At 40.5% G+C, this 13237-nt stretch carries 13 protein-coding genes; 3 read left to right on the top strand and 10 right to left on the bottom strand.

What is annotated here, in order from left to right; translation table 11 throughout:
* Positions 1-14: 14 nt before the first annotated feature.
* Complete coding sequence (locus ACL8WY_RS09570; protein WP_436514485.1) at positions 15-743, bottom strand: DUF3667 domain-containing protein; 729 nt, start codon at positions 741-743, stop codon at positions 15-17.
* Between the two features lie 50 nt (positions 744-793).
* Here ACL8WY_RS09570 and ACL8WY_RS09565 point away from each other — a divergent pair, with 50 nt between their 5' ends.
* Positions 794-1114 carry a hypothetical protein gene (locus ACL8WY_RS09565; RefSeq protein ID WP_436514483.1) on the top strand — a complete coding sequence of 107 codons (321 nt, stop codon included), beginning with the start codon at positions 794-796 and terminating at the stop codon, positions 1112-1114.
* Here the strand turns inward: ACL8WY_RS09565 and ACL8WY_RS09560 are convergent.
* The 6 genes from ACL8WY_RS09560 to ACL8WY_RS09535 all read right to left on the bottom strand — a co-directional run bounded on the left by ACL8WY_RS09560 (position 1111) and on the right by ACL8WY_RS09535 (position 9564).
* A complete protein-coding gene (locus tag ACL8WY_RS09560) occupies positions 1111-1485 on the bottom strand; it encodes a response regulator (protein ID WP_436514482.1) in 375 nt (124 codons plus the stop codon). The genes ACL8WY_RS09565 and ACL8WY_RS09560 overlap by 4 nt on opposite strands.
* A gap of 3 nt (positions 1486-1488) precedes the next feature.
* On the bottom strand, positions 1489-3456 hold the full coding sequence (locus tag ACL8WY_RS09555; RefSeq protein WP_436514481.1) for a tetratricopeptide repeat protein: 1968 nt from the start codon (positions 3454-3456) through the stop codon (positions 1489-1491).
* Positions 3457-3514: 58 nt separating this feature from the next.
* A complete protein-coding gene (locus ACL8WY_RS09550; protein WP_436514480.1) occupies positions 3515-4888 on the bottom strand; it encodes a right-handed parallel beta-helix repeat-containing protein in 1374 nt (457 codons plus the stop codon).
* A gap of 14 nt (positions 4889-4902) precedes the next feature.
* Positions 4903-5973 carry a peptide chain release factor 1 gene (prfA, locus tag ACL8WY_RS09545; RefSeq protein WP_436514479.1) on the bottom strand — a complete coding sequence of 357 codons (1071 nt, stop codon included), beginning with the start codon at positions 5971-5973 and terminating at the stop codon, positions 4903-4905.
* Between the two features lie 223 nt (positions 5974-6196).
* The gene (locus ACL8WY_RS09540; protein ID WP_436514478.1) at positions 6197-8965 is read right to left on the bottom strand and encodes a T9SS type A sorting domain-containing protein; all 2769 of its coding nucleotides are present in this window, start codon (positions 8963-8965) and stop codon (positions 6197-6199) included.
* A gap of 26 nt (positions 8966-8991) precedes the next feature.
* A complete protein-coding gene (locus tag ACL8WY_RS09535) occupies positions 8992-9564 on the bottom strand; it encodes a DNA-3-methyladenine glycosylase I (RefSeq protein ID WP_436514477.1) in 573 nt (190 codons plus the stop codon).
* A 66-nt stretch (positions 9565-9630) separates the two neighbouring features.
* Here ACL8WY_RS09535 and ACL8WY_RS09530 point away from each other — a divergent pair, with 66 nt between their 5' ends.
* On the top strand, positions 9631-10710 hold the full coding sequence (locus tag ACL8WY_RS09530) for a hypothetical protein (protein ID WP_436514476.1): 1080 nt from the start codon (positions 9631-9633) through the stop codon (positions 10708-10710).
* A complete protein-coding gene (locus ACL8WY_RS09525; RefSeq protein WP_436514475.1) occupies positions 10707-11534 on the top strand; it encodes an arylamine N-acetyltransferase family protein in 828 nt (275 codons plus the stop codon). Before ACL8WY_RS09530 ends, ACL8WY_RS09525 begins: the two co-directional genes overlap by 4 nt.
* Positions 11535-11565: 31 nt before the next feature.
* Here ACL8WY_RS09525 and ACL8WY_RS09520 read toward each other — a convergent pair whose 3' ends face one another.
* From ACL8WY_RS09520 to ACL8WY_RS09510, 3 genes are read right to left on the bottom strand one after another with little or no spacing between them, the layout of a single operon-like run.
* Positions 11566-11961: a TerB family tellurite resistance protein gene (locus ACL8WY_RS09520; RefSeq protein ID WP_436514474.1), complete on the bottom strand. Its 396-nt coding sequence runs from the start codon at positions 11959-11961 to the stop codon at positions 11566-11568.
* Between the two features lie 12 nt (positions 11962-11973).
* Positions 11974-12393, bottom strand: coding sequence for a TerB family tellurite resistance protein (locus ACL8WY_RS09515; RefSeq protein WP_436514473.1), 420 nt, complete (start codon positions 12391-12393; stop codon positions 11974-11976).
* A gap of 57 nt (positions 12394-12450) precedes the next feature.
* On the bottom strand, positions 12451-13212 hold the full coding sequence (locus ACL8WY_RS09510) for an SDR family NAD(P)-dependent oxidoreductase (protein WP_436514472.1): 762 nt from the start codon (positions 13210-13212) through the stop codon (positions 12451-12453).
* Positions 13213-13237: the final 25 nt, after the last annotated feature.

Below are 13237 nucleotides of genomic sequence, written 5' to 3'. Positions count from 1 at the left end.
AAAGATAATCTAAATCACAGATAGTAGATAAGTGCTCCAACTGTGCTGAAAATCATCATCGCAGAGACGACATACATAACATTTAAAAGAAGAAGCTTAAATACGGTTGTCACCCACATCTGCTCATAGACCTTTCTTAGAGCGAGCAAAAGATAAAATTGCAGAATACAAATTGTGATAATCAAAGACCATTGACTGAGAAACACACTTGATGGGAATATATAGTCAATCAGAACAACCATGATGGTTAAAAGAGCAAAAATGAAAGCATGAAAATGAACAGAAAAGATGAAGTGTGTGAGGTAAAACCTTCCCGGCTTCCTAAAAAGGACAAACAGAAACAGCGCAAACAACGGCAATAGCAGAAAAAACAGGCGTGGAAACCAAACACTAAAGAAGTTGTCTAAAAATTCGGCTTCTTCATTTTTTTCGAGTGCGACTGTTTTGTCGACTGGACCTAGGACCAAAAAGAAAATGATGCTAATAAAGATGAACATCCTTATCGGCGGAATATATCGTACCCTTCTTCCTGAAATAAATTCATTCGTTAAAAAACCCGGATTAAACAATAAGGGCCTTACACTACGAATGATCAATGAATCAAAGGTGAAGTAGTCTCCTAGAAAGTCAAGGACGAATTGCTTGAAATGGACCACTTTTTCTTTGTGTTCCTGTCCACAGGAGGGACAATATTGAAACTCCTTTTCAAGTTTTCTCTCACAGTTTTTGCAAATCCTTTCCAATATTCCTTGTTTACACTAATATTGATGAACCCCGAAAATAATTCGTTGCATTGAGTTATAAACTATTCGTGCTTAGTCTTTTATTCTGCTGCTTGGTAATTTCCGCAAATGGCCAGAAGATTGTGGTGGATAGTGCCTCAACGAATAAATACCTAATTAGGCCACCTGAAAAAGAAATCCCTTCTACAACTGCTAAGGAAGAAATCACCTTTAGTGATCGTGCACTATCCATAGGAAAAGGTATTTTGAATCGGCTAAAGGCAAGGCTGAATCTTGAAGAAGCGGCAGAAAGTATCAAAGACAAGAAAGATAAAATCTTAGGAAAGGAAGAAGATCAAGTTAGTGAAGAGAAAAAAGAGGGAGATGGTTAATGGTTATTCGAGTTGCTTAAATAGGTTTCAATCTCTGCTCGATCAAAGGGTTTTGTAAAAAACTTCTGGATGGTGTTTCGCTGTAGCGCTTGCTCTATTTCATCATTGAATGCATATCCACTTAGTATGTAATAAGGAATATCTTTAATAGTTTCTTGTGCTTTTTCAATGAACTCAATGCCGTTCATCTTCGGCATATTCATATCACTGATTACCGCTCGGACTCTGTTTCTATTTTCCTCCAATTTCAGAAGCCCTTCTTCTGGCGAAGAAGCAACCAATACATCTCGCTCTCCCTCAAAAGAAATGCGAAACAAGAGCAAGTTTGCTTCTTCATCGTCAACGTACAAAATAGCTGGTTTGTCAGTCATCCATTATAAAGGTAGTGTAATAATAAACTTAGATCCTTGGCCAGGGTTCGATTCAACCTCTATACTTCCATTGTGTTCTTCAATTATGGAAAAGGTTATAAACAGTCCAAGACCTGTTCCTTCGCCCGGTGGTTTTGTGGTAAAAAATGGGTCGCTGATTTTGATGAGGTTTTCCTCAAGGATGCCTTCTCCGTCATCTTCTATCCAAATTTCCATGAAATCCGATTTCCGCTGGGTGGTAATAGTAAGTGTTCCCTCCTCCTGAATGGCTTGTTCAGCATTCGCTATTATATTCATCATCGCCTGATGAAGTCGTCCTTCATTTCCCTTTAGCACAGCACTCATGTTGGTAAATTTGGTAATCACTCGAACCTTATTTCTAATTTTATTGTGAAGGATCAGCAGGCAGTTTTCTATAATCTCATGAATGTTGCATCTTTCATCTACTCCCGGGCCTTTTCTGCTGAAGTGACTTAGGCTTTTTACAATATTGGAGGCACGACTTACTCCTTCATTCACAATCTTAAAATAAGATTGAAGCTCTTCATCTTTGTTGTCTTCCAGCTTTTTTGAAAGGGCTGCTATACCATTTTTAATAAAGTTGAGCGGGTTGTTTATTTCATGCCCAACCCCGGCTGCCAATACACCGAGTGATGCCATTTTTTCTGAGGTGATCAATAGTTTTTGTGTGTGTTTCAACTCTTCATTGTTTCGCTGCAATTCTTTGTTCTTCTTATCATTCTTTCGAAAAAGGATAATCATTACAATTAATAATGGAACTGTGATAATGATAATAAAGGTGAATAGCTGATTTGTAATCAGCTGATTTCGAATTTCCGCCTGCTGACTGGATAACTTAAAGCGATCTTCTTCTTCTTTAATTTTTAAAGGGATGAGGTTGAGGTTCCGTGTTACCACATCCTGAAACAGCGAATCTCTCAATTCAATGTATTTCCCCATATATTCCTTTTCTTGGTCCATATCTCCCAGGCGCGAGTATATGGTAGAATAGAGTTTCAAATTATCAAGCTGTTGCTGACGAACCTGAATTTGCCTCGCCCAATCGTTGCATTTATCCAAATATGCTAAGGCACCTTCAGCATCGCCCACCTCGAGTGCATTTTTAGAAAGTAGATAATACGCTTCCGCCATGCCTTTTTTATCATCTATAGATTGGCTGGCGGCTAATGACTTTTGCAAATAGTATAGTACCGAATCCTTCTCTCCACTTAGCATAAAGATTTCACCAATGCCTCTGGCTGCTACCGATCCCCAATTAATGTTTCCAATTTCAGCTCCCATTCTAAAGCCACGCCGGAAGTGCTCCATCGCCTCTTCCAGGTTGCCTTCTTTCATATATGTAATGCCTATGTTGTTGATGGAATAGAGTGTGTGATCAAGGTCATCGGTACTGACAGCCACCTCGTAGGCTTGCTCAAAATATTCTCTGGCTTGCTTATAATCTTGTATTCGTTCAAATACCAATCCTATGTTATTCAGAGTGGTTGACAACCCATAGGTCTCTCCGGTTTTATTTTTAATTGCTTTGGACCGCAGTAAATACTCGAGAGCTGTTTGGTAGCTCCCAAGGTTATAATAAAGGAGGCCAATATTATTGTAGCCATTGTTGATGAGTGTTGAGTCTTTGAGTACTACAGCTATATCAAAAGCTCTTTGATTGTACTCCAGCGATTGGTCATAGTCGCCTTTATAATAATGAACCCCTGCAATTAATCTTAGCGATTTAGAGATCAGGGCTGAATCTTCCAGCTCCTTTGAAATTGTGAGTGCTTCCTGACCAAACGTCCGCGCTCGTTCAGGATAGTTTAACCACAAATCAGTCACAATCTGATGAAGGATATCTACTCTATCTATCCCGACTTTGTCCTCCATACTTTGAATCAAACTGTCAGCTTGACCCAAAGCCGCAGTTAGTGAGAACAGCAAAATAGTGGTACTAAAAAATCTCATCAAGAAATTTAAGATAATAAGAAAAGCCTATAAAGAAGCAATGAATTAGACGAGCTTTTTACTGTTTTTCGATGCGCTCGTATGCGCCAATGTCCGGAATAGCATCTCTTTGTTTGCCTATCAGGTCCCTATTTACGCCGATATCAATACCACGATCTTGAGCAAACGCGAGTGTATCTAGCTGGTATTTGTTTCCAAAGGCATCTACAAAGCCCGGAAAATTAAATTCTCTTGAAGTGAAATTGTTTGTGAGCTCTTCTCCAGACCGAATGATATTAGCAGTTAAGTCTACTGACACGCTAGCCCCGCCTCCATTGTTGATTAGGAGTTCTTCATCGGCAGTTCCCCAAATAATGCTGTTGACTAATTCAACATCCAAGTCTTCAACAAGGAGTTGGTTTTCACCAATAACTAAATTATCAGAAAACTGTACCGTAGCTTCATCTTGAATAAACAATGCTGGCTCGTTTGAAAGGGTGCAATGTCTCAGAGTATAATTACCTCCCGCAAATCCTCCAAACAGATAGTTGCCACAATTGTAAATAAGCGTATTTGTAGCTTCTAAATCTGACGTGAAACACAAAATTCCCGCCAGACTCATATTGAAAATAGTTGTATTGCTAACCACAAGATCTGGAATATCATCATCGTCCGGTGTCCCCAGCCGTAAACCAACCTGTCCGTTGAAAATTTCTGCAAATGACACCTCATTATCTGCGCTTCCTTCCAGAAAATAAATGCCGTCCCACTGTCCCGGCACCCGATCATATACGCCATCGAAACGGGCATTTCTAAATACTATGTGATTTGCCGAATCACCAATTGCTTTCAGAGTGCCCTGAATAAACATGACTGCATCATTCTCAAAGTAGATGTTGGTGCCTTTCTCTATCGTAAGCTGACAACCGGCAGAAACAAGGACTGTATCAGAAACAATGTAGGGGCGATCATTTGTCCAAACCTCATCGCATATGCTTGAGCTATTAATGGTGTTTCCATCTTGGCCATAACTGACCAACTTCACGTGGGTTTCATTCGTGTTCCATCTGAAAATTATTGAGTCCTTCACCAGATAAGGACTGTTTTGATTTTGGGGTGAGACATTCACCTCCACAAGGATCAGTAGGCTGTCGCCGCCCAGCAATCTTTCGTTTGCTAGTTCATTGGTTTGCTTTCCATTTATGATCACCTGATAGTCTGAGTTATTGGCTTTGCCCAAGGCAATTTCATCAAATTGGATTGCTTCCTCATTCGGATTGAAAACCGTTAGACGTTTAGTACTACTTCTTCGATCTGACAGGAGTGTATCAAAGGCCACCGAGTCATTACTAAAAACTAACATTAAGCCCGGATCAAATGATACGGTTTCGTCTTTGGTGGAGCATCCGACCCAAAGCACAAAAAGAAGCAATACCAAAAACGTATTTCGCATGTGATGTTAACGGACTATTCTTCCCCTTCTTTCATAATCTCGGCGTTTTCTGCTATTCGAAGTTGCTCAATGAACTCTTCAATATCGCCGTTCATGACGTTGGGTAGATTGAAAACGGACAATCCAATTCTGTGATCGGTAACTCTGCCTTGAGGATAATTATATGTTCTTATCTTGTCAGAGCGATCTCCGGAACCTACCATACTTTTCCGCTGGCTACTGATCTCTGCATTGTGTTTTTGTAGCTCCATCTCATATAATCGTGACCGTAGCACTTTCAATGCTTTATCATAATTGGCATGTTGAGACCTTCCATCCTGGCATTCCACCACCAAACCTGAAGGTGCGTGCGTGAGCCTCACTGCAGATTCTGTTTTGTTAATATGCTGACCTCCTGCTCCTGATGCTCTAAATGTGTCTTTCCTGATGTCTCCCATGTTCAACTCCACATCTACTTCTTCAGCTTCAGGCAAAACTGCCACGGTTGCGGCTGAAGTGTGCACCCTTCCCTGTGATTCGGTAGCTGGAACTCTCTGAACTCGATGTACACCGGATTCAAATTTCAGCTTTGCATAAACATCTTCTCCTTCTACAGAGGCTACGATTTCCTTATATCCTCCTGCACTTCCTTCGTTAAAGTTGAGCACCGAAAAGCTCCACTTTTGATCCTCTGCATAGGATTTGTACATCCGAAAAAGATCTCCTGCGAAAATAGATGCTTCGTCTCCGCCTGTTCCCGCACGTATCTCTAAAATCACATTTTTACTGTCATTCGGATCCTTAGGGATGAGCATTACCTTCAACTCTTCTTCCAAAGATGTTATCTGCGGGTCAAGCTCATCGATTTCAGCTTTCGCCATCTCACGGAATTCCGGGTCCTTTTCATTGCTAAGTACTTCTTTTGCATTGGAAAGGTTGCTTTTAGCCTCAGTAAACTCTTTGTACTTAACCACGATCTTTTCAAGGTCCTTGTATTCCTTGTTGAGCTTGCCATACTTCTCCATGTCCGTGACAATGTCCGGCTGCACAATGAGTTGGCCTACTTCCTCGAATCGATGTTTAATTTCCTCCAGTTTATCAATCATCCGCTTAGCAATTATTAATGGTAAAGTTACGGTGATTTAACATTTTCATAGAACACAATTTTCTCAATTGAAAAATGCTATCTGTTGTGGATTGTTGATGGTTACATTTGAGAAAAAGAGAGGCTGTAGCATAGCCATTATCAAACGTGCTTTGTCGACGACTTAGAACGAAGTTAAGGATGAAGTCCCTTGATTTTTTGGTTCACTTTAGCAGCTCTATAGCTCACTTCTTAACCACTTTAAAGCTCTCTTTTACTCCAGATTCCGAAATGGTTCTCAAAAAATAAATGCCTATGGGCAAAGAACTAAGGTCTAATTTATTTTCCACTATTTCTTCACCGATCAGTTGGACTCCTCCCAAGGAGTATACATTCACCTCTTTAACATCAAAGTTGAAAGCAACTACGTCGAAAGTGGGGTTAGGATATATGAGCTTTGTTTTCGTAGATTTTTCTATAGCCAGCGGTGCTTCTACTTCATCACCTTGATTAAACTTTCCCAAAAACAGTCCTCTGCCATGTGTAGCAGCCACAATCACACTGTCAACTCCCCGAACGTCTATCATGTCTACGCGAACGTTTGGAAACCCTTCGTTGTACGATTGCCACTCTTCAGTATCGTCGGAAATGTTCTCTAAGCCCCAAATACCTAACTCTGTCGCAAGTAAAATCTTTTGATCATCAAGTGGGTTGAAGACACCATGTCTTACGGGAATGTCTGGTAGGTTTCTTTCGATACTTTCCCAATTATCCCCTCCGTCTTTTGAATACCATACGGATGTTACTCCATAGTTTGAAAAAGTGACCAGAATGTCATCCTCTGAATCGCCAATATCAATGGAAGAAATATAGCCAACCGGCAATTGATCATTGTCGATCTTAGTGGATACAGGAGCATATGGAAGTCCGGTGATTTTGAAAATATCTCCCAGCTGATTTCCCAAAAAAACAGTTGCATCTAGTTCGTCCGAATGTGGAGATACTTTGACAGAAGAAAATGATGTAGTTGTATTGGTGCCAAGCTTTACGTATGTCAATGTATCAAGGTCAAGATCATCCTTTTCCAGGAACGGGTTGACATTTAGAATAGCTATTGAATCCAAGTACCTTCCTGCCAAACTTGTAGAAAGTGCCTCGAATCCTCCATCTACAGCAAGGTTTGAATATATCAGATTGGACCTGTCATCATAATCGGCGGGATTGATGAAAGTGCCTCCGCCTACGCCATAAAAATATCCCACATCTCCAATAAAGAAATTGTAATTTCCAACCTGAGAAGATGTGATTCTCAAGTTTGAGTCGTCTGAGTCAAAAAAGCAATACGCTCCATCGCCTCCGCCAATCATGCTTTCATAGGTGATGCTCCCTGTTTCAGATGTATGAGTGCTATTGTCCTGTGAACCTGCCAATACTTCGTTGTTTCCAGCATTTGGCCTCAGGGCAACTGTATAATACTGTGTGGTCGCCAGCGAGTTATTAATATGGCTGAATGACGGATAAGCGTCTAGCCTTTGACCTTCAAGCGTCGCAAAGCCCTTGGTGAGATCACTTGTATATTGAACTCCGCCATCAGTGGAAGCAACGAGCTCATCCGATGATCCGGCAAACACCAGTGAGTGTACATCGGCATGTACAAAATGATTTATGATACTGTCGCTATCAGATAATCCATAATATGGAATTAAATAATCCGAAAAGTGATACATAGAGGCCCAATCACTAAGTTCCACCCAGCTCAACGACCCTACCTCACGAGCATTGGAGAGGGCATGAACATTTAGTCCTCCTATCACTAAATGATCATCATCGTTTGGATCTACTCCCATCGCAAGCGCATGCCATGGAATGGATGCCCAGTTTGAAGGTGGTCCATCAAGGTCTTGCCAATCACCTTCACCATCTTTGTACTTCATCCTTGTAAAAAATCCAAAATCCCTGATTTGATCAAATACATTTACCAAACCACCAGTAGCCACCGCATAAACCATGGTACCTCCAGAAGCAAATCGGACACGGCCCGGCATTACATCATAGAATCCCGTGAATTCCTCGACAATGTCAACGGCATAGCTATCATCTACATCCCAATTAATTCCATCTGTTGAATACAATATCACACCTCCTCCTTCTGTAGCAAGGTTTCGCATGGACCCAACATATAGGTCTCCTGCTTCTGTCAATTCAATATCACTAACCGTGTATGGTACGCTGGACCCTTCGATGTTTGGCAAGACTTGCGTCCAAGTAGATCCTCCATCAGCCGATCGATAAAGCCCGTCGGATGGTGACGACCCAAAAACACTACCTTGATAAACTCCGGAGGCAACTCCTGCATATATGACGCTTGTTCCATCTTCATCTCTTACCACGATATCATTCACATATTGAAACTCTGAGGTTGAAGACAATAAGGACCAAGTAGATCCTCCATCAGTTGATTTGTAAATTCCAGCTCCTTTTGACGTAGACTCTCTGTAGATGTTTACTGAAGTAAACGATTCGCCTGTTCCTACATAAAAAATATCCTTGCTGTTTGGATCGAAGGTAATACTGGAAATGGATAATGTTTCCCAGTCATCGGAAACAGGAACCCATGGGTCATTATTTTTGAAGTCGGGGTTGTACCAGAGCCCTCCGGTTACCGCTCCTAGCCAAAGTTTTGCAGGATCATTCGGATCAACCATGATGGCGCGAGCCCGACCGGCAATGTCGGTATTAATTTGCTCCCACATAAAATCTCGATCGTTGGATACTCTGCCTCTCTGATTCTTGATTGCTCCGCGTAAGTTTTCAATGGGAATCTCACCTGTTTGAGGATTCATCGTCATCAGCACATCTCGAAAAACCGATTTTTCCGGGCCGTCAAGCTTGTTGATTTTGAGTTCTGAAATGTGGTTTAGATACGACTTTTCTTCGCTTTGATCGTTTTGAAGTATGAACATGGCACCAACCACAATGGACAGGCTAATGACTGCAGGGAATAACTTTTTCATAATGATACAATGGGATTAGATTAAAGTTACTGGTTTTTCAATTCATTGTACCTAAAACAATCGGTTGTATGATCATTAACCATACCTACGGCCTGCATGTGAGCATATATGGTTGTAGAGCCTAAAAACTTGAAGCCTCTTTTTTTCAAATCTTTTGCAAACGCATCTGATTCTTTTGTGGTAACGGGAACCTCCTGCATAGTCTTCCAGGCATTCAAAATCGGACTGCCTCCAACAAACTGCCAGGAGTATTTGTCAAAAGACCCAAATTCACTTTGTACCTCCATAAATCGACGTGCATTGTTGATTGTTGCCTCTATCTTCATCCGATTTCTGATAATTGAAGCGTCTTGAAGCAGATCTTCTACCATTCCTGGTCCATAATCTGCTACTACTTTATAATCGAAGTTTGCAAATGCTTTTCGATAGCCTTCCCTCTTCTTTAAAATAGTGGCCCAGCTAAGGCCTGCCTGAGCACTTTCTAGAACGAGGAATTCAAAATGCTTTTGATCGTCATGCACCGGGACTCCCCATTCTTCGTCATGATATCTGACATAATCCTCGAAAGAGTTGGCGCACCAGGAACATCGCGTTTGCATACTTATACTAAATTGGGTCAATAATGAGTTGAGATTCTATAAAATTAGCATTTTAGCACTCAATATATGCGAATCACTTTTTCAACACTTCTTTTTGCATTTGCTGTAGGTCTGAGCGCTCAAACTCCGATCTATAACTATGTTTCATTCAACAAGACGTTGACTGTTCCTTCCAATTTAAACAGTGAACGCACGGCAGTTATATTTTCAGTGCCAAACAAAGAAGGAGGTTTTTCAGAAGTCGGTGAATATGAAAGCTTGCTATCACAAGTTCACAAGGCTTTTGTTACTATGGGAATAGACGCAATATTCTATTTGAATGAATTAAACTTTACTGCTAGTAATGGCGCGAGAAATTCCTACACCGAGCTATTCAATTCCAGACAAATAAAGAATGTCATTTTTCTCACACAACACGCCGGAGGTTATGAGTTTATATTGGCTCCCTTTGATGGAACCCGCCGATTAATCAAAGACGGTTCTGATGTTTTTTATTTAGAGAACCATGAACTTTATTCGCTGCTTTTAAATGTGGGCAAGGAGGTGAGAAGAGCAGATCAAGAATTGTATAATTTTCTTATCCCAGAAAAACCGAATTATCTACAAGGGTTGTCAATTGTGGAAAAATCCTTACTCAAAAACTATCCAGGCATTTTACGTAGAAGCAAGCTGGCGGTAGAACGGTTTGCTACATTAGATACTACTGGGATTTCAAACAATGATGTGTTGAAAAATATTGGTCGCTATAACCGAGAGGTAGTTCAAAAGAATAATGAACTTGAAAAGATCCTAGAAAAATATCCATATGAGTATGAGCTGGTTGATCCCATGACTGATGATGAGATGAAAAGAAAAAGATATCAGTTTATACTGCGATCCGTAAGTTCATCTGCTGACATTGTAAAGCAAATGCTTGATTATGAAGTTTCTCCAAACGAGACCGGATTTGTTTCTGTAATTCCCATTATGCCGGATCAAACTCGTGTCAAAACCATTCCTCGAAAGGCAATTGTTCACAAATTCTACATTCGTCAAAATATCTCAAAAAACGTTCATGTAGGCGAGTGGGATGCTGATGTTACCTGGCAGGAGGCGCTTAATAACATGATTGGTAATCTTACTCAAGAGTTGAATATCAAAAATTGAAAAAGCTCAATTTTTTCCAGAACCGACCCAAAGCAACAAGAATTGACGTTGAAGCATACCTCAAACGAATTGGTATTGCACAAGAGGTACCATCACTAACCTATTTGAAGGCCTTGCAAAAAGCACATCTTATTTCCATTCCATTCGAAAACCTGGATATCCATTATCGGAGTAAGGTTATTCTTGACTATCAAAAAATTTTCAATAAGGTGGTCGTTCGGGGTAGAGGCGGGTTTTGTTATGAGTTAAATGGTCTCTTTTACCACCTCCTCTACCATCTGGGCTTTGATTGCTACGTAATTTCTGCGCAAGTCAGAAATGATAAGACGGAACAATTTGGAAGACCATTTGATCATATGGCTATTTTGGTTAATCTAAATGATCATCAATGGCTGGTGGATGTTGGTTTTGGGGATGGGCCTGTTTCACCGTTAAAAATTAGCATTGGTGAAGTTCAGATGGACTACACAAGGTACTGGCGAATGGATACTGATCCTGATGAAAATATTATACTTAAAGTATCTGGCGACACCAATTATTACGAATCCAAATACCTGTTTACTACAGAAGAAAAACAGCTTATTCAATTTCTGGAAATGTGTGAATATCATCAGAATTCTGCAGACTCTCCTTTTACTCAAAAAAAGCTTGCTACTCGGCTCACAGCTAATGGACGTGTGACTTTATCTGATCGACATCTTAAAATATTGGAGCTTGGTGAGATTTCTGAAATGGATATACTTCATGAAGATGAGTTTTTATCCAAACTTGAGCAGCACTTCAGCATCTCCCATCAGCAATTAATCCCGAAAGAAGAGCAATAGAAAAGCCGGCTTGATAGCCGGCTTAAATTTTTTAATTTCTGTGCTTCCTTACTTCTCGTTTCAGAGAAGCTACATCTGAGGCGATTGCCGGATCGCTATATATTCTTGCAGATAGCTCGGAGATTACATTTCTCTTAAAGCCCAACTTTTCGGCCAACTCTTCACAAAACTTGATTTCTGACAAGTATACCTGACTGTCAATCTTCATTAATTGTACAAGGTGAAACAAATACTCGAACTTGTCATCTTCCGACATAGTGCTGAGCGGCGGTAGTGGCTCAGGATTTTCTACCATGTTGTTAATTTCATCTGCCCCAATTCCATTGGCCTTGCCAATCATATATATCAGGTCTCTTTCTTCACCAGCAAAATCACCATCGATGTTTGCCAACTGAACCAGCACGCTTAGTTTAGCCTTGATACTCATATTTCTTAATAGTTACTTATTTAAATATTTATTGGCCTCTTTCATGATGGCCTCTCGGTTTCCAGTGATCGATGGATCTCCATAAATTCTAGAAGACATTTTCTTTACGACTTTTTTGTCATATCCCAATCTCTGAGCTACATCTTCGCAATACTTGATCTCAGTAAGGAAAACCTCACCATCAATCTTCATGAGCTGAATTACATCGTAGAGATAGTCAAACCTTTCTTCCGACAAAAGCCCTTCAAAATTCACATCCGCATTTTCCTTCGAATTTAGGACTTCTTCCACCAACTCATCAATTTCTTTTTCAGGTACTCTGTTTGCTTTTCCAATCGTGTAGACATAGGATTTCTCCGGTTGCCCAAAATCTCGATCAATAATGGAAAGTTGGATTAAAGCTTTCAGGTGGTTTTTTATGTTGTTTTCCATTTTGGCTGTTGTTTTTCGAACTTCTAATTTAGGAATTAATCCCTAAAAAGAAATGGGTTAATGTAAATAGCTCCCTGCGTTGATATCGAACGTTGCTCCAGTCGCATGATCCGCCATTCCACTAGCAATAAACGTTACAAGCGGTGCAATATCTTTAGGTTCGGTAAGTCTCTCCAATGCTAAGTCTCCTTTTGCATGATCCTCTCCGTACTGCTGCATAAATTCCTGTGACATGTCTGTTCTTACAAAACCCGGGGCTATTACAAATGCCTTTACTCCTTCTTTACCATAAGATTTTGCAATAGATCGAGTAAGCGAAACCAACCCTGCCTTTGATGCTGCATATGCTATATACTCAGCCTCTTCTCCTTGAAATGCTGCACGTGAAGCAATGTTGATGATTCTTCCTGCAGCCTTTCTGCTGATAAAATGTTGAACGGCTTTTTTGCATATGATCGCTGCAGAACTCAGGTTCACCATCATGGTTTCATTCCATGATTTCATCCATTCGTCATCCTTTGAGTCAATACTGGAGGTCTTAGCCAAACCAGCATTGTTAATTACAATCTCAAGACTACCCATCTCAAGGCTTACTCGCTCAAAGAGTTTGGCAGCTTCATCTGGTTTGGAAAAATCTGCTTGAAATGCTTTGGACTCATTTCCAAGTATATGAGCCAAGTTTTCCGCTTCTCTCACATTTTTATTGTAGTGCACCGCAATAGTAGCTCCTGCTTCTGCCAATTTTGTAGCTAATGCCTTGCCAATGCCTCTGCTGGCTCCGGTCACCAGGATATTCAGTCCTGAAAGGTTAATGTACATGTATTTAAATTTTGATCTAAAAATT

Source organism: Ekhidna algicida (assembly GCF_051379705.1).
Classification (GTDB): Bacteria; Bacteroidota; Bacteroidia; order Cytophagales; family Cyclobacteriaceae; genus Ekhidna.
Note: the sequence above shows the minus strand (reverse complement) of the source record. Positions and strands in the feature narration are given on the sequence as shown.

What these genes read in the sequence shown, in the direction of transcription:
- ACL8WY_RS09535 (WP_436514477.1), bottom strand. Translation starts at nt 9,564, where the DNA reads ATGCAAACGCGATGTTCCTGGTGCGCCAACTCTTTCGAGGATTATGTC.
- ACL8WY_RS09560 (WP_436514482.1), bottom strand. Translation starts at nt 1,485, where the DNA reads ATGACTGACAAACCAGCTATTTTGTACGTTGACGATGAAGAAGCAAAC.
- ACL8WY_RS09530 (WP_436514476.1), top strand. Translation starts at nt 9,631, where the DNA reads ATGCGAATCACTTTTTCAACACTTCTTTTTGCATTTGCTGTAGGTCTG.
- ACL8WY_RS09540 (WP_436514478.1), bottom strand. Translation starts at nt 8,965, where the DNA reads ATGAAAAAGTTATTCCCTGCAGTCATTAGCCTGTCCATTGTGGTTGGT.
- ACL8WY_RS09550 (WP_436514480.1), bottom strand. Translation starts at nt 4,888, where the DNA reads ATGCGAAATACGTTTTTGGTATTGCTTCTTTTTGTGCTTTGGGTCGGA.
- ACL8WY_RS09555 (WP_436514481.1), bottom strand. Translation starts at nt 3,456, where the DNA reads ATGAGATTTTTTAGTACCACTATTTTGCTGTTCTCACTAACTGCGGCT.
- ACL8WY_RS09515 (WP_436514473.1), bottom strand. Translation starts at nt 12,393, where the DNA reads ATGGAAAACAACATAAAAAACCACCTGAAAGCTTTAATCCAACTTTCC.
- ACL8WY_RS09520 (WP_436514474.1), bottom strand. Translation starts at nt 11,961, where the DNA reads ATGAGTATCAAGGCTAAACTAAGCGTGCTGGTTCAGTTGGCAAACATC.
- ACL8WY_RS09510 (WP_436514472.1), bottom strand. Translation starts at nt 13,212, where the DNA reads ATGTACATTAACCTTTCAGGACTGAATATCCTGGTGACCGGAGCCAGC.
- prfA (WP_436514479.1), bottom strand. Translation starts at nt 5,973, where the DNA reads ATGATTGATAAACTGGAGGAAATTAAACATCGATTCGAGGAAGTAGGC.